The following is a 23,550-nucleotide window of genomic DNA, read 5'->3' as shown; positions in this document are numbered from 1 at the left end:
GTCCCATGTGGATCACTCCGTTGCCCCCACTGCTCTCCGCTTTGGGGGTAGGTTCACATGGCTCAGTTCTCAGTGAAAATTATGCGCCTAACCGGCTCAGTTCTGGGTGAAAATCAACAGCCCGAACCTACGATCAGCTTTGGCAGGCGGTCGGTAACGTCTACGATCTGTTCACCGACGAAGAATGCTACAACTTCTTCAAAGCGGCAGGATACAGAACCGATTAAACGAGACACGTTCTAGTGCGTCGTCCGTCAAGATCGCGCTTTCAGAAAAACAAAGAAGCGGTATTTAGCGTGACTGGAGTGACGATATAGCGAGGAAGTTTTTTAGGGCGGGCCGCAAAATGGGTCTGGGCTTTCCGTGAAGCCACCACATTCACGCATACTGTGCGCTGTCAGGCGAAGAACTCGCCTTGGCATCACGCTCGGGCTTAACGCGGTCGGCCAAGAACTGATAAACTTCGGGAAAGCGTTCTCGGACTTCCCTCTCGGCAAGCCCGAACAGATCAACTACCATTACGGCGCGAGAAGTGGACGTGAGGTCGCGTCCATTGCGGTAGGCGAGAATGTGGGCCTCAAGCCCCGGCACAGAGCCAAGCCCAAGCCCTTGCGCTTCTGCTGGTGTGACGATGAATCCTACGCCATGTAGCTTGACGCCCGGCGAAGCGATATCATCGTTGGCTTTTAGCGGCCTGGCGGCGGCAACATCGGCTCCGATCCGCAAATCCCCGAATATCTCACCGATTTCGCCGGAGAGTTCGATGGCGCGACCCTCGTTCTCATCTTTGCCCTTCCTTCATCCGTCACGGTGAACAATCGCCCCGGAGCGGTTCCGGGGGTGGCGGCGATCATGGCGATGCGCACGGCAGCGCCGTCGCCTGCATCGACCCAAGGATGATCAGCGCTAACGAAAGCCAGAGTTAGCGGAGTTTTTGGATCGGACAGATGTGCCGCTAACACTTGCCGGTTGAAGGTTTGACGCAGCGAATTGATGGTGATGAAGCCAAAGCGGCGGGTCTTGCCTGCCCTTGTGGCAAGGGCGGCTGTCTTCCACCAGAAGATGACGAAATCAGCGCTGTCGGGCACCTTGGGGAAAGCCTTGCCGTTCGACTCGGTATAGCCGTCGCCAAGATCGTCACGCATATTTGGCGCAAATGAAGGGCGGGTTGCCGACGGTGAAGTCCGCCTCGGGCCAACCCGCCGGACGGGGTTTGATGTAATCCCAGACTTGGTTGCGCGCGGCGGGGTCAATTTGGGGTGGGCGGCTTCCTCTACCGGCTGGTATCGGCGCGGAACACGTTGCACGCACTGATATATCTTGAAGCTTTTCTTGATTGTCATAACCAAGAAATGCACCGAAACCAGTAAGCAATCATGGCTATGTGAGGAGCAGATTGTGCAGCGAAATGCGCAGCACTTTCAGCCACGGCGGCTGGCTGATTTTCTCAAATCTGCCGTAAATCATTGATTTTATTTGGTGGGCGATCTTGGAATCGAACCAAGCATGAGTCGCCTCGGCGGAGTTACAGTCCGCTGCCGCACCTTGCAGCATATCGCCCACTGCGGCGGTGATTACCGAAGCCCACCGGGGGCGTCAAGAGCAGTTCGGCGGCGGCAGGCTGGATTTCAAAAGCTTTCGCCTTGCGCCCAAACCCCGCAGCCCGCATTGTCGCGCCTGGATGAACAGGGGCTAAAACGCGATGTCGGGTGAAAAAAAACCAACTTGGGTGGTGGATAAAGAACGCAACCGCCGGGCCGAGGCGCGCGAAACCGTCTGGCTGTTTGGCCTGCACGCGGTCCGCGATGCGCTGATGAACCCGAACCGTGAGAAGATCCGTCTGGTTGTCACCAAAAACGCCCTCGACAAGCTGGAGGAGGCCGTGGCCGTCGCCAAAATGGAACCTGAACTCTCGGATCCGCGCAGCTTTTCGGTGCCGATTGACGAAGGTTCGGTGCACCAAGGCGCGGCACTTGAGGTCAAGGCGCTGAACTGGGGCAAATTGGCCGATGTGGCGATTTCGGGGGCAGGGGAGCCGCTGATCGTGCTGCTGGACCGCGTCACCGACCCGCATAACGTCGGCGCCATCCTGCGCTCGGCCGAGGTGTTCGGCGCGCGGGCTGTCATAGCCCCCCGCCACCATTCCGCGCCTGAGACTGGCGCTCTGGCCAAAACTGCCAGCGGCGCTTTGGAGCGTCAGCCTTACCTCAAAGTCGCCAATCTCGCCGAGGCGATGCTGGAGCTGAAAGCCATGGGCTACACCATGATCGGCCTTGATGGCGACGGTACGGTAGAACTTTCCGAGGCGATGGCCTCTGTCGGCAAGCGCCCGGTCGCTTTGGTCTTGGGTGCTGAAGGTCCCGGCTTGCGCGAAAAAACCCGCGAAACCTGCGATATGATTGCCCGTATCCCATTCGTGGGAGAATTTGGCAGCCTCAACGTCTCGAACGCAGCAGCGGTGGGCCTCTACGCCGCAGCGACGCGCTAATCTTTATCTAAAATTTGGTTTCATCTTGGCGAAAATACTCTGGGGGTTTGGGGGCTAGCCCCCAAGGCTTCGCCGCAACTGCATCATCACAATTACGCGACCGGGCCTTAAATTCGCCGCTGTGATATCCATATAATGGTTACGCGGGTCGGAACTCTCGCGGTGCCTGTTTACTGTCCCTCGTTCCACACCTTGACGTCCGGCCCACGGGTATGTCCTGTGGCCCGGACGTCTTTTTATCTGGAGCCTGCAATGCTGCACAGCACCGATACCGAAATCCGTGACATCCTGACAAATGTGCAGAGCATCGCCGTCGTTGGCTGGTCGCCGAACCCCGACCGCCCCAGTCATGGCGTGGCACGTTTTCTCGCACAGCAGGGCTATCGGGTGATCCCGGTCAATCCGGGGCAGGCGGGGCAGATTGCCTTGGGTGAAGTGGTGCGCGCCAGCCTCTCCGAGATCGAAGGCGGCGTCGATATGGTGGATATCTTTCGACGTTCAGAGGAAGCGGGTGCTGTGGTCGATCAGGCTTTGGCGGCCTTCCCGAACCTGAAAGCCGTCTGGATGCAGCTTGGCGTCACAGACCCCGAGGCCGCCAAACGCGCCGAAGCCCGTGGTGTGGTGGCGATCATGAACCGCTGCCCGGCTATAGAAATTCCCCGCCTCGGCACCGCGCGCAAGTCTTAACAAGCGGTAAACGCGCCATCCGTAACCTGTTGATGTTATGAGGGCGCAGCCCCTTTCCACGCGTGGACACCCCGAAGCACACAGCGCTTGCACCGCCGATAGCCACCCGCCTCGGCTTGTTCTGCGGCTGCAAAAACCCGCATATTGTTCCGCAACGGCGGGCGCGAGGGGCAGCCGAAATCACAATAAATCCCGGTGCTCGCCACCCCATAAACCCCCGCCCGCGCGACCTTGCCCAGCACATCCTGCCAGTCCTGATCTCCGGCTTCCCGACCACCCATCAAAGCCATTTCAAAACCCGTCCATCCAGTGCCACCAATCCCGCCGCGATCAACCCAAACCCCGCCAACTGCCGCGCAAAGATCGCATCCCCCAGAAACACCGCCCCCAGCAGACAGGCCGAGACCGGCACCAAAAATGTCACCAGCAGCAGATTGCTGGGCCCGGCGGATGCCAGCAGCCGGAAATAGATCAGATAGGCCAGTGCAGTTGAAAACGCCGCAATCGCCAGCACCGCCCCCACCACAGGCAGACCCGGCGCGGCCAAGCTCCAAGGTTGATCCACCAGCAGCCAAATCGGCAGCAACAGCACCGCAGCCGAGGTCACCTGCCCGAAAGCCGTTGCCAGCGGCGGCACTCCCAAACTTCGAAACTGCCGCCCCCAGATCCCTGCAAGCCCATAAGAAAACGCGGCCCCCAAGCAGGCAAGGCTGGCCCAGATATCCCCCAAAGCTGCCCCGCCCATCATCACCACCACGCCCGCAAAGCCACAGGCCAAGCCAGCCGCCTTCGGCACGGTGATCTTTTCCTCGGTCAACAGATGCGCCAGCAGCACGCCCCACAAAGGCGTTGTCGCGTTCAGGATCGAGGCCATGCCGCCAGAAATCCGGCCCTGCGCCAGCACGAAAAGGGTGAAGGGCACCGCATTGTTCAAGAGCCCCATCACCGCCAGCGCGCGCCACACGGCACGCCCGCGCGGAAACGCCGTGCCACTGATCCACAACGCCAGCGCCAAAAACGCAGCCCCCAGCCCAACCCGGCCCCAAACCACGCTTAGCGTCGGCAGGCCCTGTAATGCCACCGCCACAAAGAAAAACGACCCGCCCCACAGCAGGGACAGGATCGCCAAACGGTTCCAATCTTTCACAGACATCAGCGGCTCCTCTACTGGCCGCCAGATAAACCGGGCCGCCCGACAAAGGCGACCCGGTTTATGCTATTTCACCCGGCTCCAGGTGCCACCATCGCGGCAAATCCCGAACACGCAACCACGCACCGCCAGCTTGTTGCCTGACAGCGTCATGTCCGAGTTATAGGTCTTGTCGCGGTCCGGCGACCAGATCTGGCCATCGTCGTAAAGCCCGTCCGGATAGGCGACCATATCCCAGACGATCTTTTTGCCGATGTTCTCGCTGGCTTTCTCTTTGCCTGCAGAATCAAACGCCTTGATCAGCGTGCCGCAGAAGGCAGCGCCACAGGGCTTGATCTGCACATAGCCGAAATTGCCGTTGTCATCGGGCTTGGTCTTCCAAATCCCCTCCACCGGGTCGGCGAAGGCAGCGCTTGCGGCAAAGGCGAGCGTGGCGGCGAGTATCAGTTTCTTCAGCATGGTTTCCTCCCTCAAGGTCTTGCACAGGTTTGCGCGCAATCTCGGGCAAATCAACACTGACGTCGGGTCGCGCGGGCCTTGGCAATCGCGGCGCAGCACCCTAAAGCCTGCGGTAACGATGGAGGCGGCGATGATCCTATACCCGGCGATTGATCTGAAAGACGGCCAATGCGTGCGCTTGCTGCGCGGTGAGATGTCAGCGGCCACGGTGTTCGGCGATGATCCGGCGGCTCAGGCTTTGAAGTTTCAGGACGCGGGCTGCGCGTGGCTGCATCTGGTCGATCTGAACGGCGCGTTTGCCGGGGCTCCGGTCAATGCCGCGGCGGTTGAGGCGATCTTGGCGGCGGTGAAGGTTCCAGCGCAGCTCGGTGGCGGCATCCGCGACATGGCGACGATTGCGATGTGGCTGGAAAAGGGGCTGGCGCGCGTAATCCTCGGCACGGTGGCCGTGGAAAATCCTGCGCTGGTGCGTGAGGCGGCAAAGGCCTTCCCCGGTCAGGTGGCGGTGGGGATTGATGCCCGCAAAGGCTTCGTGGCGACCAAGGGCTGGGCGGTGGAAACCACGGTGAAAGTCACCGACCTTGCCCGCAGCTTTGAAGACGCAGGCGTCGCTGCAATCATCTACACCGACATCGACCGCGATGGCGCGATGCAGGGCCCGAACATTGAGGCGACCGAGGCTTTGGCGCGGGCTGTGACCATTCCGGTGATCGCCTCGGGCGGAGTTTCCCGCATGGAAGACCTGATCGCGCTGCGCGATACTGGCGTCATTGCCGGGGCAATCTCGGGCCGGGCGCTCTATGATGGCGCGATTGATCTGGGTGCGGCGCTGAAAGCCCTAAAGCTTTAGGTCATCCTCTCTGCTCAAATATCCTCAGGGGGTGAGGCGAAGCCGAGGGGGCGGGAACGCCCCCTTTCCACAGAACAGCCGCCGCGCTAAGGTTCCAAAATGCTGAAAACCCGCCTGATCCCCTGCCTTGATGTCGCCGATGGCCGTGTGGTCAAGGGTGTGAACTTTGTCGGTCTGCGCGATGCGGGAGATCCGGTCGAGGCCGCGCGCGCCTATGATGCGGCGGGGGCGGACGAGCTGTGTTTCCTCGATATCCACGCCACCCATGAAAATCGCGGCACGATGTTTGATCTGGTGACGCGGACGGCTGAGGCTTGCTTCATGCCGCTGACAGTGGGCGGCGGGGTGCGCACGCATGAAGACGTGCGGGCTTTGCTTTTGGCGGGGGCGGATAAGGTTTCGTTCAACTCGGCAGCGGTGGCGAACCCGGACGTGGTGGCTGAGGCGGCGGATCGGTTTGGCAGCCAGTGCATCGTGGTGGCGATTGATGCCAAGACCGTCTCGCCGGGGAAGTGGGAGATTTTCACCCATGGCGGGCGGAAAGCCACTGGGATTGATGCGGTGGAATTTGCGCGGCTGGTGGTTGCTAAGGGGGCTGGCGAGATTTTGCTGACCTCGATGGACCGCGACGGCACGCGGGCGGGGTTTAATCTGGGCCTGACGCGCGCTGTGTCGGATGCGGTCTCGGTGCCGGTGATCGCGAGCGGAGGGGTGGGCACGTTGGAGCATCTGGTGGAGGGCGTCACCAAGGGCGGTGCCTCGGCGGTGCTGGCGGCTTCGATCTTCCACTTTGGCGAGTTCAGTATTGGCGAGGCCAAGCACTATATGGCGGCGGCGGGTATCCCGATGAGGTTGGCATGAGCAATCTGTTTGCCACGCTTAGCTATAAGCAGAACACCTTTCCATATGCGGCGGCCAATGCCGTATTGCGCAAGCGCAGTGTTGCATGGTGGCTGCGTATCGCGGCACCAGTGTCAACAGCGCTCATTTTTCTGTCCGTGATACTTTCTGCTGGCTCAAGCTGTGAAGAACGGCCCCTAATCCTCGCACTTACAGCATCAGTTTTTGTTTTGGGTTTGGCTATATTTCTATCAGCGAATGTGGCTGGTCAACGCATTGGATACAAAAATCTTGCAAATTCAGCTCACCGCTCAGGTCTGAGGAATTTGAAGACAGAGTCAGAAGGTGTGACCGTCACTGGACCAAACAGCCGTTCGCACTATCCATGGCGGAATATTTTTGATGTGATGGAAGGACCGCAAGGCTCGGCAATGATCTTGCTGAACCCGTATGAATACGAGCCCGTTCCAGCCAATGCTTTTGCCGATGCTGCTCAGCAAGCTAAATTCATCACCGTATTGCAAGCCCAACTGGCCGCCGCAAAGGAAAACCCGTGACAGATCCGCTTGCCCCGCTCGGCCGTCTCGAAGCCACCATCGCTGCCCGGAAGGCCGCCCCCCCAGAGAGTTCTTGGACGGCGAAATTGCTGGCCCGCGGCCCGGAGAAATGTGCGGAGAAATTCGGTGAGGAAGCAATTGAGGCGATCATTGAGGCGGTGAAGGGGGATCGGGTCAAACTGACCTCGGAGGCGGCGGATGTGATTTACCATTTGCTGGTGATGTTGGCGTCGCGGGATGTCTCGCTGGAGGATGTGGTTGCAGAGTTGGAGCGGCGCGAGGGGGTGTCGGGGATTGTTGAGAAGGCGGCGCGGTAGGATCCCGAGTTGGGACCGTATGTCTTATTGAACAATATCAAGATGTTATCTTGGCGAGTTTAGAGATTTTTAACGATTGCGCTGGTTGGCATGCAGGAGCCTCCGGCGGGGATATTTAAGAACAGATGAAATTGCTTGGGCGGTTTGCGATCTACCCGAACACCGACCAGCCCATGCCGCGTGCGAGTTTTTCCACGGCGATGGAGCCGAGTTTGGAATTGCCATACTCGTTCAGGCCGGGGGACCATACCGCGATCGAAGCCTTGCCGGGAGCGATGGCGAGGATGCCACCGCCGACGCCGGATTTACCGGGCAGCCCTACACGGTAAGCAAATTCACCCGAGGCGTCGTAGTGGCCGCAGGTCATCATCAGCGCGTTGATGCGGCGGATGCGGGCGAGCGAGACCAGGCGCGGGCAGCCGGGGGCGCCGAGCAGGAAGCGGCCCGCGCGGGCAAGTTGGGCGGCGGTCATCTCTACGGCGCATTGGTGGACATAGGTGCCGATGGCGAGGGCGGTTGGGTTGCGCAGGTTGCCCATTGCGGCCATGAATTCGGCCAAAGCGATATTGCGGTGGGCGGTGGCTTGTTCGGATTTTGCAACGGCCTGGTTGATGGTGACCGTGTCGTCCTCGGCGGCGGCTTGGATGAAGCGCAAGAGTTCGGCCAATACTTCGCGCGGTTGGCGGCCTTGCAGGATGGCATCGGTGACGGCGATGGCACCCGCGTTGACGAAGGGATTGCGCGGGATGCCATTTTCTTGTTCCAGCTGCAGGATTGAGTTGAACGCAAGGCCAGAGGGTTCGCGGCCAACACGGGCCCAGATTTGATCGCCCAAGCGACCCAAGGCGATGGCGAGGGTGAAGACTTTCGAGATCGACTGGATCGAGAACGGGGTTTCCGCATCGCCCGCGGTGAGGGTCTCGCCAGAGGGCAGGGCGACCGCGATGCCGAAGTGCTGCGGGTCGATTTTCGCCAGTTCCGGGATGTAATTGGCGACCTTACCGCGATCGGTGGCCGTGGCCATCTCTGACGCGATCTGGTCGAGCAGGGCCTGCATCTAAGGCTTCCAGCGCAGGAAATTGGCAATCAGGCGCAGGCCAGTGGCTTGGGATTTCTCGGGGTGGAACTGCATGCCGAGCATGGTGTCGCGGCCAATGATCGCGGTGATGTCGCCCGCGTAATCGACATGGGCGAAGCGCTCGGAGGGATTTTCGACGCGGAAATGGTAGGAGTGGACGAAATAGGCGTGGTCGCCGGTTTTGAGGCCTGCGAGCACAGGGTGCGGGTGGTCGATTATGAGGTCGTTCCAGCCCATATGGGGAACTTTCAAGCTGGGGTCGGCGGGGGTAATTTTCACCACTTCGCCGGGAATCCATGCAAAGCCCTTGGTGTCTTCGTATTCGCGGCCCCATGTCGCCATCATCTGCATGCCGACACAAATGCCAAGGAAAGGGCGAGCGCGGGCAGTGACGGCTTCTTCAATGGCCTCAAACAGCCCGCCGTAAGTACCCAAAGCACGGCGGCAGGACGGGAAAGCGCCGTCGCCGGGCAGCACGATGCGGTCTGCGCGAGCGACATCCTCGGGGCGGGAGGAGACCAGAACTTCGCCTGCGTCTGCCTCGACGGCCATGCGCTGGAAGGCTTTTTCAGCCGAATGCAGGTTGCCGGAATCGTAGTCTACGAGGACGGTGAGCATATTTTTACCTATCGCGCGGCTGGGGCGTGGGATGCCTCCGGCGGGGATATTTGACCAGAGAGGATGACCTAAGGGGCGGAAAAGATTGGGTTAGAGCGCGCCTTTGGTGGAGGGCAGCACGCCCGCCATGCGGGGGTCGGGCTCTACCGCTTCGCGCAGGGCGCGGGCGACAGATTTGAAGGCGGCCTCGGCGATGTGGTGGCTGTTGATGCCGTGGATCAGATCGACATGCAGGGTGATGCCGCCATGCGTGGCCAGCGCCTGGAAGAATTCGCGCACCAGTTCGGTGTCGAACGTACCGATTTTGGCGGCGGTGAAGGCGACATTCCAGACCAAGTAGGGGCGCGCGGAGAGGTCTAGCGCAGTGGCTATTTGGGTATCATCCATCGCCAGCCGGAAATGGCCGTAGCGGCGGATGCCTTTTTTGTCGCCCAAGGCGCGGGTCAGGGCTTGGCCAAGCGCGATGCCGGTATCCTCAACCGTGTGGTGATCGTCGATGTGCAGATCGCCCTGCGCCTGTACGGTGAGGTCGATCAGCGAATGGCGGGCGAGTTGATCGAGCATGTGGTCGAAGAAGCCAACGCCTGTGCTGATGTCGCTGCGACCGCTGCCGTCAAGGTTGATGGCGACGGCGATCTTGGTCTCGTTGGTGTTGCGGGTGATCTCGGCTGTGCGCATCGGCGGCTCCGGTGTCAGGGTTGCGGCCTTATAGGGCGGGGGGGGCGGTTTGGAAAGGCTTTGGCTGCTGGACCTTTGCCGCAGGCTGCCTATTGTGGCGCGAGATTTTCTGGGGATGGCGTGAGAGATGACAAGTTATACCTGCTTCAAGGCCTATGATATTCGCGGCAAACTGGGGGTTGAGCTGAACGCCGATATTGCACGGCGCATCGGGCGGGCGTTTGCCGAAGGCTTGACGGCCAAGCGGGTGGTGTTGGGGCAGGATTGCCGGGCATCCTCGGCGGAACTGGCGCAGGCGGTGGCCGAGGGGCTGGTTGCGGCGGGTGTCGAGGTGATGGACCTTGGGCTGTGCGGCACCGAGGAGATGTATTTTGCCACCACGGCGCTGGATGCCGATGGCGGCATCGAGGTGACGGCCTCGCATAATCCGATGGATTACAATGGTATGAAGATGGTGCGGCGGGGGTCGGCTCCGTTGGATGCAGGCACGGGGCTGGCGCGGATCAAGGCTTTGGCGGAGAGCGGGGCGTTTGCTGCGGATCAGGCGGGCGGCTCGGTGGTGGATGCGTCGGCGGTGCGGGCGGGGTTTGTCGCGCGGGTGCTGTCGTTTGTCGATGTGGCTGCGCTGCGACCTTTGAAGATCGTGGTGAATGCGGGCAATGGCGCGGCGGGGCCGACCTTTGACGCGATTGCCGAGGCTTTGGCTGCGGCGGGGGCTCCGCTGGAGTTCGTGCGGATGCATCATCAGCCGGATGGCAGTTTTCCGAATGGCATCCCCAACCCATTGCTGCCAGAGAACCAACCAGTGACGGCGGCGGCGGTGCTGGCGACTGGCGCGGATATGGGCGTGGCTTGGGATGGCGATTTCGACCGTTGTTTCTTGTTCGATGCGAGCGGTGATTTTGTGGCCGGGGAATATCTGGTCGGGCTGTTGGCGGAGGTGTTTCTGGCGAAAGAGCCGGGGGCTGTGATTGTGCATGATCCACGGGTGATCTGGAACACGCAGGATGTGGTGGCAAAGGCGGGCGGGCGGACAGTGGCGGCCCCCACGGGCCATGCGTTTTTGAAGCAGGCGTTGCGCGATACCGGGGCGATTTACGGCGGCGAGATGTCAGCGCATCATTATTTCCGCGATTTCATGGCCTGCGACTCCGGCATGATCCCGTGGCTGTTGGTGGCGGAATTGATGGGGCGGACGCGGCTTTCCTTGGCCGATCTGCTGGCGGCGCGGCGGGCGGCGTTTCCGTCTTCGGGCGAGATCAACTTTCGGGTCAAGCATGCCAAGGTCACGGTGGCGCGGATCGAAGCGTTTTATGCGCCACAGGCGGTCGGGCGGCAGGATATAGACGGGCTGTCGCTCGAGTTTGGCGATTGGCGGTTCAATTTACGCGCGTCGAATACCGAGCCGTTGCTGCGGCTGAATGTGGAATCGCGTGGGCGGGTGGATTTGGTTGAGACGGCTGTGGCGGAGATTTCGGCTTTGATCGGGTCGGCGGGTTGAGAGGTTGGATGCCTCCGGCGGGGATATTTGAGCCAAGATGAAAGCCCCGAAGGGATTTGCTCTTTTTGAAATACTCCCGCCGGAGGCTTCCGGCATTTGCGGCTTAGGCTGGGTTGGATGCTTACATCACCGCACCAATTTGCCAGGGCACAAACTCGGCACCGCCGAAGCCGAGCTCTTCCGAGAAGGTGCGTGCACCGGAAGCGACGGCGATAACTTTCTCAAGTATTTCAGCACCTTTCGCGGCGATGCTCACACCGTTAGTGAGGATGTCGCCGCAGTTGATGTCCATGTCTTCGGCCATCCGGGCATACATTTCGCTGTTGGTGGCCAGCTTAATGCACGGGCTGGGTTTGTAGCCCGAGACTGATCCGCGTCCGGTGGTGAAGATGATCATCGTCGCCCCCGAGGCGATTTGGCCGGTGACGGAGCAGGGGTCGTAGCCGGGGCTGTCCATATAGGTGAAGCCGGGGGTGGTGATCGGTTCGGCGAATTTGTAGACGCCGACCAAGGGGGCGGTGCCGCCCTTCGCGACCGCCCCGAGGGATTTTTCGAGGATCGTCGTCAACCCACCCTTTTTGTTGCCGGGCGATGGGTTGTTGTCCATCTCGCCGCCGTTGCGGGCGGTGTAGTCTTCCCACCACTGGATGCGCTCCAGCAGTTTGTCGCCGACTTCTTTCGACACCGCGCGGCGTGTGAGCAGGTGCTCTGCACCGTATATTTCGGGGGTTTCCGACAGGATCGTGGTGCCACCCATCTGCACCAGCAAATCGGACATATGTCCAAGTGCCGGATTGGCGGTGATGCCGGAATATCCATCCGAGCCGCCGCATTGCAGCCCGATCATCAGCTTGGAGACAGGCGCGGGCGCGCGGGCAGTGTGCGAGGCCACCTCGGCCATCTCGTGCAGAACCTTCAGGCCAGCGGCAATCGTCGCCCGGGTGCCGCCGGTTTGCTGGATCGTCATGTAGCGGAAATTTCCATCCGGGCGCAACCGACCTTGGCCGACCAGATCGGGCACCTGCATGACTTCGCAGCCCAGACCGACCAGCAAAATCCCGCCGAAATTGGCGTTGCGGGCGTAGCCTTTCAGGGTGCGCATCAGGGTGTCGTAACCCTCATTCACACCCGACATGCCGCAGCCAGTGTTGTGCACGATCGCCACAAAGCCATCAATATTGGGCATCGTCGACAGCACCGGGTCTTTCTCGGCAGCCTCGGCGATGAAGCGGGCGACGGAACCCGAGCAGTTCACGCTTGTCAGTATGCCGATGTAGTTGCGGGTGCCGACCTGGCCGTCGGCGCGGTGGTAGCCCAAGAATTCACGCGGCGGCAAAGCGGGCAAGGCATGGCTTTCCGAGCCTATGGCGTAGTCGTCGGTGTGCGGTCCCATGCCGAGATTGTGGCTGTGGATATGCGCGCCGGGGGGGATATTGACCAAGGCCTGACCGATGATCTGGCCGTAGCGGATCACCTGTTCGCCCGCAGCAATCGGCCGGGTTGCGATCTTGTGGCCACGGGGAATCGGTTGGGTGGTGGCAATCTCCAGACCGCCCGGTTGCGCCCCTGCAGGCAGATCGACCAAGGCGATCACCAGATTATCGGCTGGATTCAACCGTATCACACTTTGATTGCTTTGTAACATTTTGCTGTCGCCTTTGCTTGATCCCGAGGCGCGGCTCGGCTAACATGTTAGCATGTTACAGTCCGGTGATGCCTTCCCACAAGACCCGATCGCGGATAATCCCCGCCTACAACCGCTTGAGGCGTTCGCGGGGTCGCTGGGCGCGAAGGTGTACCAGACGCTGCGGCAGGCGATCTTGTCGCTGGCCTACCGGCCCGGTGAAATCCTGCGCAAGCCCGAGATTTGTGCCGAATTGGGCGTCTCGCGCAGCCCGGTGTCGGATGCGGTGGCGCGGCTGGCGGGCGAGGGGCTGGTGGATGTGGTGCCGCAAGCCGGCACCTATGTGGCGCGATTCTCGATGGCCGAAATTAGCGAAGGCGCGTTTCTGCGCGAGGCGATTGAGTTGCAGGCGATTGAGATGGTCGCGGGCAGCATCAGCGACGATCAGTTGGTGACGCTGCGGCGCAATATCACCGTGCAGGCGGCACTGCTGGCGGATGGCGATTTTCCGGGATTTTACCAGCTGGACGGCGAGATGCACGAGTTGATCCGCAGTTTTACCGGTTATCGCAAGCTGTCGGCGGTGGCGGAAACCGCTTGGGTGCATGTCGAGCGGGCGCGGCGGTTGGTGCTGCCGGTCGATGGCCGGGTGCAGGCGACTTTGGACGAGCATCGCGCGATTCTGGCAAGTCTGGAGGCGCGTGATCCGGTGGCAGCTCGGGCGGCGATGCGGCTGCATTTGCGCAAATTGGTGACCTATCTGGAGCCGCTGGAACGCAGCCACCCGGAGTTGTTTAATCCATAAATCACCTCGTACCGCCCCAAACGCCATGTTTCCACACAACATGTTGTGGAAAACAACATGAAATTGATCGAAAACCACAAACCTCTTCCAGCTGGGAAGAAGTTTGGCGGCAACAAGCACCACGCCTTGGCGCGAATTCTATGTGGCTTTCTCAGGTTGGTGCATCTGGGTGCAGCAGGCCTTGGGCTTTCAGATCGGCCCAAAGTTCGGGCGGTATCTCGGTCTGCGCGGCGGTCACGTTGCTGTCCATCTCGGTCACGCCCTGACCGCCGGGAATCATGGAGACCACCGCCGGATGGCGCAAAGGGAACTGGAACGCGGCATCGACGAGGCGGACGCCATGGGCTGCACAGGCGGTTTGCAGGGCGGTGACGCGGGCGACGATGTGGTCTGGGGCGGGGTCGTAGTTGTAGAATGCGCCGGGTTTCGGCCCGGTGGCGAGGATGCCGGAATTGTAGGGGCCGCCAATGACGATACCTGTGCCGCGTTTTTCGGCAAGCGGCAGGAAGCTGGTCAGCGGCGCTTGCTCCAGCAGGGTGTAGCGGCCTGCCAGCAGGAACAGGTCGAAATCGCCACGCTCCAGCAGCCATTGGCAGGGCTGCCATTCGTTCACTCCGGCACCGAAGGCCTTGATCACGCCTTGGTCGCGCAATTCGTTCAAAGCGCGGTAGCCACCGGACATGAACTCGGACAGTTTGGCATCTAAGCCGGACTGCGAGCGGTGGTTGGCGACGTCGAGATCATGGGCGTAGAGGATGTCGATGCGGTCCAGCCCCGTGCGTTCGAGGGAAGATTCCAGCGCGCGCATCACGCCGTCATAGCTGTAATCGTAGACCTCGCGCCGGGCGGGCACCTCGAACCATTTACCGACGCCGTCGCGCTGATCAGGCGGGCAGGGGCGCAGATGGCGACCGATTTTGGTCGAGAGGATGTATGCGTCGCGGGGCTTGCCGCGCAGGAAATGGTTCAGCCGGGTCTCGGAAAGGCCCAGCCCATAAAGCGGTGCGGTGTCGAAATAGCGCACGCCTGCGTCCCAGGCGCGGCTCAGCACCGCTTGCGCATCGGCTTCGGAAATCGCGCGGTAGAGGTTGCCGATCGGGGCGGCGCCAAAGCCCAGTTCGGTGAAATCCAAGCCGCCATTTCCCAAGCGATCCCAGTGTCTGATCCGCATCTTCGTCTCCTCAACTTTCACTGACATGCTAGTATGTTCTGCCTTCCCGGCCAATGGCTTTCGCGCTAGCCTTTGCAAAACGGGAGGGTTTTTATGACACGCTTTGCGCAGGTGTTTAGGGCGAAGAAGCCGGTGATTGCGATGGTGCATTTGGGGGCGATGCCGGGGACGCCGCTGCATGATCCGCAGGCTGGGGTCGAGGGGATCATCGACGGGGCTTTGGCGGATTTGGCGGCACTACAGGCGGCGGGTTTTGATGCGGTGATGTTCGGCAATGAGAACGACCGGCCCTATGAGTTGCGCGTGGACCCCGCCAGCACGGTGACGATGGGCTATGTGATTGGCCGGCTGCGCAGCCAGATCACCGTGCCGTTTGGGGTGAATGTGTTGTGGGACCCGATGGCGACGATGGCCTTGGCGGCGGCGACAGGGGCGGCTTTCGTGCGCGAGATTTTCACCGGCACCTATGCCAGCGACATGGGGGTTTGGGCCCCGGATGCAGGCGCAGCCTTGCGCTATGGTCAGCGGATCGGCGCGGGTGGCGTGGCGAAATTGTATAACGTTTCTGCTGAGTTCGCGGGCTCGCTTGATCCTCGGTCTTTGCCGGATCGGGCACGCTCGGCGGTGTTTTCCTCGATCCCCGATGCGGTGCTGGTGTCGGGGGCGATCACCGGGGAAGCCGCGAAGATGGTGGATCTGGAGGCGGTGAAGCGGGTGCTGCCGAACACCCCCGTGCTGGCGAATACCGGGGTGAAACATGACACGGTTGTAGAAGTTTTGCGGGTGGCGGATGGCTGTATCGTCGGCTCGGCTTTGAAGCAGGGCGGCGATACTTGGGCGGCGGTTGACCCCGCGCGGGCGCGCGATTTCATGGACCGCGTGCGCGCAGTGCGGGGGGCGTGATGCGCGCGCTTTTGACCGAATTGATGCTGATACCGGGCCTGTCGGGCTATGAGGAACGGGTGGCGGGCTGCATCGCGCGGCATCTCGACGGCTTGGGCCTTGCGCATCGCAGCGACCGTCTGGGCAATCTGATTGCGACCTTGCCGGGTGATCCGGCGGCCCCTTCGGTGATGGTGTTCACCCATATGGATCAGCTGGGCTTTGTCATCCGCAAGGTCGAAGACTCGGGCCTGATCCGGCTGGAGCGGCTGGGCGGGGTGCCCGAGCGGGCATTGGCGGCGCAGGCGGTGCTGATCTGCACCGAACAGGGTGATCTGCCGGGGCTGATCGCCAACAAAAGCCACCACGCCACCACGCCGGAGGAGAAATACCGTGTGGTGCCCTATGCCGAGCTTTACGTCGATGCGGGGTTTGCCAACCGTGCCGAGGCCGAGGCGGCTGGGGTGAAAATTGGCTGCCCGGTGGTCTATCTCCCGCGCGTGATAGATCTCGCCGGGGATCGGTTGGCGGGTACTTCGGTGGATGATCGGGCGGGTTGTGCGGCGCTGATTAAGCTGGCGCAGCGGCTGATGGGGCGGCAGACTGGCCCAACCGTGCATCTGGTCTGGTCGGTGCAAGAGGAATACAACCTGCGCGGCGTGCTGCCTGCGGCCATGTCCTGCGCGCCGGATATTGCCTTGCAGATTGACCTGCTGCTGGCCTGCGACACGCCGGATATGACCCATCGTGGCGATGTGACATTAGGCGGCGGGCCGGGGATTTCGCTGTATTCCTTTCACGGACGCGGCACGTTGAACGGGGTTATTCCGAATCCTGCACTGGTGAAGCTGTTTGAGGCTGCTGCCGAGGCGCGCGGGCTGCCGCTGCAACGTTCCGCCCATACCGGGGCACTGACCGATCTGTCTTATATCCAGTTCATGGGAACAGAAGGGGTTGCGTGCTTGGACGTGGGCTTCCCGATGCGCTACAGTCACTCCGCTCTGGAAGTAATTGATATAGCTGATCTTTCGGGGATGGTCGATTTGTTGGAACAAGCTTTGTCGCAGATTGGTCTGGGCTTTGACCTCAGCCGGAAACCACGATGAGTTACACTCTGGGCGTCGATATTGGCACGTTCGAGACCAAGGGCGTGCTGGTGGATGCCTCGGGTGCCATCATCGCCCAAGCCACACGGTCACATAAGATGCTGGTGCCACAACCGGGCTGGGCAGAGCATTGCGCCGAGACAGACTGGTGGGGTGATTTTGTATATGTTACCAAGGCCTTGCTGTGCGATTCTCAAGTAAACTCTGAGGAGATTGCAGCCGTTGCCTGCTCGGCCATTGGCCCCTGTATGCTGCCCGTGAATGCTGCGGGCAAACCGCTGATGAACGGCGTGCTGTATGGCGTGGACACGCGGGCGGCGGCGCAGATCACCGAGCTGACCGAACGGATTGGTGCTGATCTGATCATGGCGCGCTGCGGCAATGCGCTGACTTCGCAATCGGTGGGGCCGAAGATTTTGTGGTTGAAACAGCAGCGCCCCGAGATTTACGCACTGACAGCCAAGGTCTTGTCAGCCACGCCTTACCTGACGTGGAAGCTGACCGGGGACTATGTGATCGACCATTATACGGCGGCGAATTTCTCGCCGCTCTATGATGTGAATAAGCTGGCTTGGACGGACGACCTGGCCGCCGATATCCTGCCGCTGGACCGTCTGCCTCGGCTGGCTTGGAGCACGGAAATCGCGGGCCATGTGACGGCGCAAGCGGCGCAGGAGACTGGGCTGGCGGTGGGCACTCCGGTGACGGTTGGCACGATTGATGCGGCGGCAGAGGCGGTTTCGGTGGGGGTGAAAGATCCCGGCGAGATGATGATGATGTATGGCTCGACAATCTTCATGATCCAACTTACGGCGCTTCCGGTGCGTGATGCGCGAATGTGGTATGCGCCTTGGCTTTATCCCGGTCAACATGCCTCGATGGCGGGGCTGGCGACTTCGGGGACACTCACGCATTGGTTCCGCGATCAATTTGCGCGCGAATTGGGCGAAGGCGCGTTTGGGGTTTTGGCGCGGGAGGCGGCTGACAGCCCGAAGGGGGCGAAGGGGCTGCTGTGCCTGCCGTATTTCTCGGGGGAACGCACGCCGATCCATGATCCGCAGGCGGTGGGGGCGTTCTTTGGGCTGAACCTGACGCATAGCCGGGGCGATCTGTTCCGTGCGGTTCTGGAGGGGATCGCCTCGGGCACGGCGCATGTGATGGAGGTCTGCCGCGCATTGGGGACCGAGCCTGTGCGGGTGCTGGCGGTGGGCGGTGGCACGAAGAACGCGGTGTGGATGCAGGCGACCTCGGATATCGGCGCAGTGCCGCAGATTGTGGCGGAAAACACCATCGGCGCGAGCTATGGCGACGCATTTCTGGCGGCGGTGGCGGTCGGGCGGGTGCTGCCGGACGAGATCAGCGTTTGGAATCCGGTGGCGCGGGTGGTGCAGCCGGTGGCCGAGGCGGTCTATGCGCGGCAATATCCGCTGTGGAAGCGGCTCTACAGCCAGAGTCGCGATGTTGCGCATGAATTGGGGGGCGGTGCGTGAAGGATCGGATGCAGCGGGCGCTCGCGGAACTGGGTGCGGTGGCTGACCTTATGGATGCGGCGGCGGTGGAGGCGGCTTGCGCGCGGATTTTGGGCGCGCGCCGGGTGATGCTGTATGGCTGCGGGCGTGAGGGGTTGATGATGCGCGCACTTGCGATGCGGCTGTATCATCTTGGGATTTCGGTTTCGATGCAGGGCGATCTGACTGCCCCGCCGCTGGGGGTGGGGGATTTGTTTTTTGCCGCCTGTGGGCCGGGGGAGTTATCGACCGTCACGGCTTTGGCGGCGGTGGCACGCGGCGCGGGCGCGAAGGTGATGATGGTGACGGCGGAGGCTGCGGGGGTGTCGCTGGCGCTGGCGGATCAGGTTTTGCATATTCCGGCGCAGACGATGGCCAGTGATCTGGGGGCGCGGGACGTGGACGCAGACTCGGTGCTGCCGATGGGGTCGCTGTTTGAGGGCGCGATGTTTCTGGTGTTTGAAATCATGGTGCTGCGGCTGCTGGATTTGAAGGGCGAGGCATCTGATGCGATGCGGGCACGGCATACCAATATGGAGTGATGTCCACGCGTGGACAGAAGGTGTATGTTAGGAAAATCAATGGCTTGGAGTGGGGTTCTTCACCCTTTGTTAACCTGTGCTTCGGGGCGCGGATTTCAAATCGGATCGGTCTTGGCAGGTGATGAACCCTCCGGGGGGAGTATTTTGGAAAGAGCAAATATGGGTTTTTTGCATTGCTCTTTTTGAAATACTCCCGCCGGAGGCTCCGGCCTCAATGAGGCACTCAGACGTTTTTCGCCAGCAGCGCGTCGATCTCGGCGCGTGAAGGCATCGAGGGGGCTGTGCCGGGGCGGGTGACCGAAATCCCTGCTGTAGCGCAGCCGAAACGCACCGCTTCCACCACGTCGCGGCCTTCCGACAGCGCCACGGCAAAACCACCGTTGAAGGCATCGCCTGCGCCGGTGGTTTCCACGACTTTGCCTGCGGACATCACCGGGACGTGGACCGAGCGTGTCTTGTCTCGGTAAAGCGCGCCCTTGTCACCCAAGGTCATCACCACGGCACCGACGCCGCGGCCCAGCAAAGCGTCGGCCGCGATTTCCGCTTCGGAAATCGTCGTGACGGGCAGACCGGTTAGGGCTTCGGTTTCTGTTTCATTTGGCGTCACATAATCGCAGAGCGCGAGGATATCGTCGCCCAAGGTGGCGGCGGGGGCGGGGTTCAGGATCGTCGTCACGCCTGCGGCGCGGGCGATTTCCAGCGCGCGTTTGGCGGCGGGGATCGGTTGTTCCAGTTGCGTCACGAAGATCGCGGCAGAGCGGATCAGTTCGGCTTTTTCTTCAACATCCTGCACCGAGACGCGGCCTGCGGCACCGGGTGAGACGATGATGGCGTTGTTGCCGGTGGCGTCTTCGATGAAGATATAGGCCGCACCTGTGTAGCTTTCGGCGTCGATTTTGACCTCGGGGATCACCCCAGCTTTGGCCCAAGTGGAGCGGGCGATTTCGGCGAAGGCATCATTGCCCAGACGGGTGATGAAATGGGTTTTGCCGCCTGCCATGGCGGCGGCGACAGCTTGGTTCGACCCCTTACCGCCCGGCCCCAAGACGAAGGAATTGCCCAGGATCGTCTCGCCCATTTTGGGCTGACGGGTGGCGCGGTAAGCGGTGTCGGCGACGAAGATGCCAAGGATCACAATGGGTTTTGCGGCGGTGCTCATGTTACTTATCCTCCGGCGGGATCACGCCTTTACGGAACATGAAGCAGCCGTAAAAGCGGCGCTCTCCGGTTTGGATCACGGCATAGGCTTCACGCGCCATGTCGTAGAAGGCGAAACGCTCGATCGAGATCATCGGACGGTTGGCCCCTTCGGCGGCGTTGATTTCGGCCTGCACCTCGGCCTGCACGGGCGGGATTTCACCGGGCGCACCTACGACTTCCATGCGGCCTGCGAAATCGGCCACGAAAGTGTCGAGCGGGTAGACTGAGAGGATCGCTTGCGCGGCTTCGGCGCAGGTCAGGTTTTCCATCCGCAAGAGTTTGCCCGTGACCGTGGCGCGGGCGACCGAATCCGACGGGAAGTTGGTATCGGCCAAAATTAGCACATCGCCGTGGCCCATTGCTCGCAAGCAATGCAGCACTTCCGCGTTCAAGCGCGGGTCAATTCCTTTGAGCATAGTGCCCTCCCATTTGTCGCTAATGTGCTGGATTTCCGCGAAGGGTCAAGCCAGACGATTTTAGGTCAGCCTTTGCCCGCTGGCTTTGTCGAAGATATGCGATTGGGTGGCGTCGGGGGCGAGGGTGATGCTTTCGCCGGGGCGGAAGCTGACCCGGTCGCGGAAAACGGCGGTGACTTCGCGGCCTGAAATGCGCACGACGACATGGGTTTCCGAACCAGTGGGTTCGATCACGGCGATGGTGCCTTTCAAGCCTTCGGCGCTGGCGGTGAGGGTTTCCGGGCGCACGCCGTAGACAACCTGTTGGCCCTCGGTTGCGGTCGATCCGGGCGGCAACGCAAGGCGCGCGCCGTCGACATCGACCATGCCGCCTTTCACCACACCGTCGATCAGGTTCATCGACGGTGATCCGATGAAAGAGGCGACGAAGATATTGGCCGGGCGGTCGTAAAGCTCTAACGGTGCGCCGACCTGCTCAATCCGGCCACCCTGCATGACGACGATTTTATCGGCCATGGTCATCGCCTCGATCTGGTCGTGGGTGACATAGACCGTGGTGGTTTTCAGGCGCTGGTGCAGTTCTTTGATCTCGGTGCGCATCTGCACCCGCAGTTTGGCGTCGAGGTTCGACAAAGGTTCATCAAACAGGAACACTTTTGGGTCGCGCACGATGGCGCGGCCCATGGCGACGCGTTGGCGCTGACCACCCGAAAGGGCACGCGGGAAGCGGTCAAGATAGGGGGTAAGACCAAGGATTGCGGCGGCGCGTTCGACTTTGCTGCGAATCGCCCCGGCCTCCATGCCGCGCATTTTCAGCGCAAATCCCATGTTGGCGGCGACGGTTTTATGCGGGTAGAGGGCGTAGTTCTGAAACACCATGGCGATGTCACGCTCGGACGGCGGCAGGTTATTGACGCGCGCGGTGCCGATGCTGATATCGCCTGCCGAAATCTCCTCCAGCCCCGCCAGCATCCGCAAAAGCGTGGATTTGCCGCAGCCCGAGGGGCCGACCAGCACCACGAACTCGCCGTCTTTGATATCCAAGTTCAGGCCGCTGATCACCTGCACCCCGCCATAAGCCTTGCGCAGATCGCGGATTGTGACTTCAGCCATGTGGTTCCCCCCCGTTGTTGCTGCAAGAATAGTCATGCCGGGGGGCGCTGTCTATCTGCTGATCATACTAACATGTTAGAATCTTGACAGCGGCATTGCCACAGGCCAATCTAACCCTAAGGAAGGTATTTGCGGTGGGAGGGGAGGCCTGCGTGCAGGGTGTGCCGGACGGGCCACCGGGGTTCCATAGGAGTTGGGGTTCCAAAGTTTTGACAGATAACAGCTCGGCGGTCTTTGACCGCGCAAGGGCAAAAAGGGAGGAGACGTCTTGAAAGTAGAACTTTATCAGGCCGCAGTTCAGGCCACACTCAGCCGCCGTCGCATGTTGCAGGGGGCGACGGCGCTGACCGCACTCGCGGTGATGCCGAAGGTGATGGGTTACGGCCCCGCCATGGCACAAGACTCGGTGCGGGCGCAGATTTTACAAATTCCTGGTGTGGGCAAAGGCTCGCCCACCGATGCGGATTGGCAGAAGGTTGGCGAGATGTGCCTCGACAGCACCAAGACCAACGTGGCCGAGGGCGAGTTCGCCGGGGTTGAGCTGTCGTTCTTCGGCATCAACAACAACGGTTTGCACAACATCCTGTTCCGCGGTCTGTTGAAGGGGTGGGAGGCTTATACTGGCGCCAAAATCAACTGGATCGACCTTGCTCAAGCCGATTATAACCCGCGCTTGCAGCAAAGCATCGCCACCGCGACCGTCGATTTCGACATTCTCGCGATGGGCGCGCCGCTGGAGGGTGATACCGCCTCCAAAGGCTTGCTGGATGAGATGCCGGATTGGGTGAAGACCCAGATCGACATGGACGATTATGTGAACTACCTCAAAGCCCCGGTTGGCACATGGGATGGCAAGACCTACCGCATCTCGATTGATGGCGATTGCCATACGTTTGCGTATCGCACCGATTACTTCGGTGAGGGCGCTATTTCGGGCATGGCAGAGCCGCCGAAGACTTGGCAAGAGGTCAACGCCTATTCCAAGGTGATCGTTGGCAAGATCGATCCGCTGACCGGGCAGCCTGCGATTGGCTATCTGGATCCGCTGAAAGGCTGGGGCGGCTTTGGCTTCTACTTCCTGGAAAACCGCGCGGCGGCTTATGTGAAGCATCCGTCCGATCCGGCTTGGCTGTTTGACCCCGAGACGATGAAACCGCGCGTCAACAATCCGGGTTGGGTGCAGGCCATTCAAGACGTGATGGATCTGATCGCCACGCCGGGGGCCTATCCGGCAGACCAGATCAACGCCGATCCCGGCACCACGGCGTTCTCGCAGTTCTTGGCGGGCACAGGCTCCAGCCTGATGTGGTGGGGCGACGTGGGCTCTAACGCGCGCACGTCTGATACATCGGTGGTCGGTGATGTGGTGGGCTTTGGCATCAACCGCGGCTCGGACAAGGTCTATAACGCCAAAACCTCGGCCTGGGAGGAGACATATAACGAATCCCCGAACATGGCCTTCCTTGGCTGGGGCGTCTATGTGACCAACCGCGTCTCAGCCGATGAGAAAAAGCGTAAAGCGGCTTGGTCGGCGGCGGCGCATCTGGGTGGCAAGGATATTTCCTTGTGGATGGCGGCTTATCCTTCGGGCTTCCAGCCGTATCGGAACAGCCAGTTCAACTATGACGAATGGGTGGCCGCAGGCTATGACAAGGCGTTCATCGAGGATTACCTTGGGTCCAACCTTGACAGCTACAACCACCCCAACGCCGCGATTGAACCGCGTATCCCCGGCATCTTCCAATACTATTCGGTCGCCGAGGATGAATTGGCCAAGGGCTATTCCGGCCAATACAAGACCGCTCAGGAAACCGCCGATGCGATTGCGGCGGCTTGGGAGAAGATCACCGACCAGATCGGGCGTGACAGCCAGATCAAGCTGTATAAGGCATCGCTTGGGATGTGATGTTGAGTTGACCGGAAAAGCCTCCGGCGGGAGTATTTTGAAAAGAGCAAGGTC

General features: G+C 61.1%; 26 protein-coding genes and 1 tRNA gene. 13 read left to right on the top strand and 14 right to left on the bottom strand.

The annotated features are described in order from the left end of the window. Positions 1-378 precede the first annotated feature (378 nt). From ACP7AP_RS01195 to ACP7AP_RS01185, 3 genes are all read right to left on the bottom strand, one after another. Entirely contained in the window at positions 379-726 is a 348-nt protein-coding gene (locus ACP7AP_RS01195; protein WP_426031392.1) for a hypothetical protein, read from the bottom strand. Beyond that, complete coding sequence (locus ACP7AP_RS01190; RefSeq protein WP_426031390.1) at positions 687-1,145, bottom strand: hypothetical protein; 459 nt, start codon at positions 1,143-1,145, stop codon at positions 687-689. The genes ACP7AP_RS01195 and ACP7AP_RS01190 overlap by 40 nt, the downstream gene beginning before the upstream one ends. A gap of 332 nt (positions 1,146-1,477) precedes the next feature. Then, a tRNA-Tyr gene (locus ACP7AP_RS01185) sits at positions 1,478-1,561 on the bottom strand. Between the two features lie 141 nt (positions 1,562-1,702). Between ACP7AP_RS01185 and rlmB the strand changes: the two genes are divergently transcribed. Continuing rightward, the gene (gene rlmB, locus ACP7AP_RS01180) at positions 1,703-2,488 is read left to right on the top strand and encodes a 23S rRNA (guanosine(2251)-2'-O)-methyltransferase RlmB (RefSeq protein ID WP_426031388.1); all 786 of its coding nucleotides are present in this window, start codon (positions 1,703-1,705) and stop codon (positions 2,486-2,488) included. A gap of 252 nt (positions 2,489-2,740) precedes the next feature. Then, on the top strand, positions 2,741-3,175 hold the full coding sequence (locus ACP7AP_RS01175) for a CoA-binding protein (RefSeq protein ID WP_426031386.1): 435 nt from the start codon (positions 2,741-2,743) through the stop codon (positions 3,173-3,175). Between the two features lie 35 nt (positions 3,176-3,210). Here ACP7AP_RS01175 and ACP7AP_RS01170 read toward each other — a convergent pair whose 3' ends face one another. From ACP7AP_RS01170 to ACP7AP_RS01160, 3 genes are all read right to left on the bottom strand, one after another. Beyond that, complete coding sequence (locus tag ACP7AP_RS01170; protein ID WP_426031384.1) at positions 3,211-3,465, bottom strand: Ada metal-binding domain-containing protein; 255 nt, start codon at positions 3,463-3,465, stop codon at positions 3,211-3,213. Continuing rightward, entirely contained in the window at positions 3,456-4,328 is an 873-nt protein-coding gene (locus ACP7AP_RS01165; protein WP_426031382.1) for a DMT family transporter, read from the bottom strand. Before ACP7AP_RS01165 ends, ACP7AP_RS01170 begins: the two co-directional genes overlap by 10 nt. Positions 4,329-4,391: 63 nt before the next feature. Beyond that, positions 4,392-4,784 carry a DUF2147 domain-containing protein gene (locus ACP7AP_RS01160; RefSeq protein WP_426031380.1) on the bottom strand — a complete coding sequence of 131 codons (393 nt, stop codon included), beginning with the start codon at positions 4,782-4,784 and terminating at the stop codon, positions 4,392-4,394. A gap of 130 nt (positions 4,785-4,914) precedes the next feature. On the opposite strand from ACP7AP_RS01160, the gene hisA reads away from it, so the two are divergent. From hisA to ACP7AP_RS01140, 4 genes are all read left to right on the top strand, one after another. Beyond that, positions 4,915-5,634, top strand: coding sequence for a 1-(5-phosphoribosyl)-5-[(5-phosphoribosylamino)methylideneamino]imidazole-4-carboxamide isomerase (gene hisA, locus ACP7AP_RS01155; protein WP_426031378.1), 720 nt, complete (start codon positions 4,915-4,917; stop codon positions 5,632-5,634). 99 nt (positions 5,635-5,733) lie between these two features. Continuing rightward, the gene (gene hisF / locus ACP7AP_RS01150) at positions 5,734-6,495 is read left to right on the top strand and encodes an imidazole glycerol phosphate synthase subunit HisF (RefSeq protein ID WP_426031376.1); all 762 of its coding nucleotides are present in this window, start codon (positions 5,734-5,736) and stop codon (positions 6,493-6,495) included. Further along, positions 6,492-7,031: a YcxB family protein gene (locus ACP7AP_RS01145; RefSeq protein WP_426031374.1), complete on the top strand. Its 540-nt coding sequence runs from the start codon at positions 6,492-6,494 to the stop codon at positions 7,029-7,031. Before hisF ends, ACP7AP_RS01145 begins: the two co-directional genes overlap by 4 nt. Continuing rightward, positions 7,028-7,348 carry a phosphoribosyl-ATP diphosphatase gene (locus ACP7AP_RS01140; protein WP_426031372.1) on the top strand — a complete coding sequence of 107 codons (321 nt, stop codon included), beginning with the start codon at positions 7,028-7,030 and terminating at the stop codon, positions 7,346-7,348. Before ACP7AP_RS01145 ends, ACP7AP_RS01140 begins: the two co-directional genes overlap by 4 nt. A 151-nt stretch (positions 7,349-7,499) precedes the next feature. On the opposite strand, the gene ACP7AP_RS01135 is transcribed toward ACP7AP_RS01140, so the two are convergent. From ACP7AP_RS01135 to hisB, 3 genes are all read right to left on the bottom strand, one after another. After that, on the bottom strand, positions 7,500-8,405 hold the full coding sequence (locus ACP7AP_RS01135; protein ID WP_426031370.1) for a glutaminase: 906 nt from the start codon (positions 8,403-8,405) through the stop codon (positions 7,500-7,502). Next, complete coding sequence (gene hisH / locus ACP7AP_RS01130) at positions 8,406-9,044, bottom strand: imidazole glycerol phosphate synthase subunit HisH (RefSeq protein WP_426031368.1); 639 nt, start codon at positions 9,042-9,044, stop codon at positions 8,406-8,408. A gap of 90 nt (positions 9,045-9,134) precedes the next feature. Continuing rightward, positions 9,135-9,722: an imidazoleglycerol-phosphate dehydratase HisB gene (gene hisB / locus ACP7AP_RS01125; protein ID WP_426031366.1), complete on the bottom strand. Its 588-nt coding sequence runs from the start codon at positions 9,720-9,722 to the stop codon at positions 9,135-9,137. Positions 9,723-9,849: 127 nt separating this feature from the next. On the opposite strand from hisB, the gene ACP7AP_RS01120 reads away from it, so the two are divergent. After that, entirely contained in the window at positions 9,850-11,223 is a 1,374-nt protein-coding gene (locus tag ACP7AP_RS01120; protein WP_426031364.1) for a phosphomannomutase, read from the top strand. Positions 11,224-11,344: 121 nt separating this feature from the next. Here the strand turns inward: ACP7AP_RS01120 and ACP7AP_RS01115 are convergent, their stop codons facing one another. Then, the gene (locus ACP7AP_RS01115; RefSeq protein ID WP_426031362.1) at positions 11,345-12,868 is read right to left on the bottom strand and encodes a UxaA family hydrolase; all 1,524 of its coding nucleotides are present in this window, start codon (positions 12,866-12,868) and stop codon (positions 11,345-11,347) included. A 52-nt stretch (positions 12,869-12,920) separates the two neighbouring features. Between ACP7AP_RS01115 and ACP7AP_RS01110 the strand changes: the two genes are divergently transcribed. Next, the gene (locus ACP7AP_RS01110; RefSeq protein ID WP_426031360.1) at positions 12,921-13,652 is read left to right on the top strand and encodes a GntR family transcriptional regulator; all 732 of its coding nucleotides are present in this window, start codon (positions 12,921-12,923) and stop codon (positions 13,650-13,652) included. A gap of 151 nt (positions 13,653-13,803) precedes the next feature. Here the strand turns inward: ACP7AP_RS01110 and ACP7AP_RS01105 are convergent, their stop codons facing one another. Then, positions 13,804-14,823 (bottom strand): aldo/keto reductase, encoded by a 1,020-nt coding sequence (locus tag ACP7AP_RS01105; protein WP_426031358.1) that lies wholly within the window; start codon positions 14,821-14,823, stop codon positions 13,804-13,806. A 93-nt stretch (positions 14,824-14,916) separates the two neighbouring features. Here ACP7AP_RS01105 and ACP7AP_RS01100 point away from each other — a divergent pair, with 93 nt between their 5' ends. From ACP7AP_RS01100 to ACP7AP_RS01085, 4 genes are read left to right on the top strand one after another with little or no spacing between them, the layout of a single operon-like run. After that, positions 14,917-15,726, top strand: coding sequence for a BtpA/SgcQ family protein (locus tag ACP7AP_RS01100; protein ID WP_426031356.1), 810 nt, complete (start codon positions 14,917-14,919; stop codon positions 15,724-15,726). Beyond that, on the top strand, positions 15,726-16,811 hold the full coding sequence (locus tag ACP7AP_RS01095; RefSeq protein WP_426031354.1) for a M42 family metallopeptidase: 1,086 nt from the start codon (positions 15,726-15,728) through the stop codon (positions 16,809-16,811). Before ACP7AP_RS01100 ends, ACP7AP_RS01095 begins: the two co-directional genes overlap by 1 nt. Then, positions 16,808-18,301 (top strand): FGGY-family carbohydrate kinase, encoded by a 1,494-nt coding sequence (locus tag ACP7AP_RS01090; protein ID WP_426031352.1) that lies wholly within the window; start codon positions 16,808-16,810, stop codon positions 18,299-18,301. The genes ACP7AP_RS01095 and ACP7AP_RS01090 overlap by 4 nt, the downstream gene beginning before the upstream one ends. An 8-nt stretch (positions 18,302-18,309) precedes the next feature. Then, entirely contained in the window at positions 18,310-18,861 is a 552-nt protein-coding gene (locus ACP7AP_RS01085) for a 6-phospho-3-hexuloisomerase (protein WP_426031350.1), read from the top strand. 223 nt (positions 18,862-19,084) lie between these two features. Here ACP7AP_RS01085 and rbsK read toward each other — a convergent pair whose 3' ends face one another. The 3 genes from rbsK to ACP7AP_RS01070 are packed head-to-tail and all read right to left on the bottom strand — an operon-like array spanning position 19,085 to position 21,590. Continuing rightward, on the bottom strand, positions 19,085-20,020 hold the full coding sequence (gene rbsK / locus ACP7AP_RS01080; RefSeq protein ID WP_426031348.1) for a ribokinase: 936 nt from the start codon (positions 20,018-20,020) through the stop codon (positions 19,085-19,087). A 1-nt stretch (position 20,021) separates the two neighbouring features. Next, positions 20,022-20,477 carry an RbsD/FucU family protein gene (locus ACP7AP_RS01075; RefSeq protein WP_426031346.1) on the bottom strand — a complete coding sequence of 152 codons (456 nt, stop codon included), beginning with the start codon at positions 20,475-20,477 and terminating at the stop codon, positions 20,022-20,024. 60 nt (positions 20,478-20,537) lie between these two features. After that, positions 20,538-21,590, bottom strand: a complete 1,053-nt coding sequence (locus ACP7AP_RS01070) for an ABC transporter ATP-binding protein (RefSeq protein WP_426031344.1) — start codon at positions 21,588-21,590, stop codon at positions 20,538-20,540. Between the two features lie 268 nt (positions 21,591-21,858). Here ACP7AP_RS01070 and ACP7AP_RS01065 point away from each other — a divergent pair, with 268 nt between their 5' ends. Next, complete coding sequence (locus tag ACP7AP_RS01065; protein ID WP_426031342.1) at positions 21,859-23,496, top strand: extracellular solute-binding protein; 1,638 nt, start codon at positions 21,859-21,861, stop codon at positions 23,494-23,496. The last annotated feature ends 54 nt before the right edge of the window (positions 23,497-23,550 follow it).

The organism is Cypionkella sp. TWP1-2-1b2, assembly GCF_049896245.1.
GTDB lineage: Bacteria > Pseudomonadota > Alphaproteobacteria > Rhodobacterales > Rhodobacteraceae > Cypionkella.
This window is presented reverse-complemented; position numbering and strand designations above follow the sequence as displayed.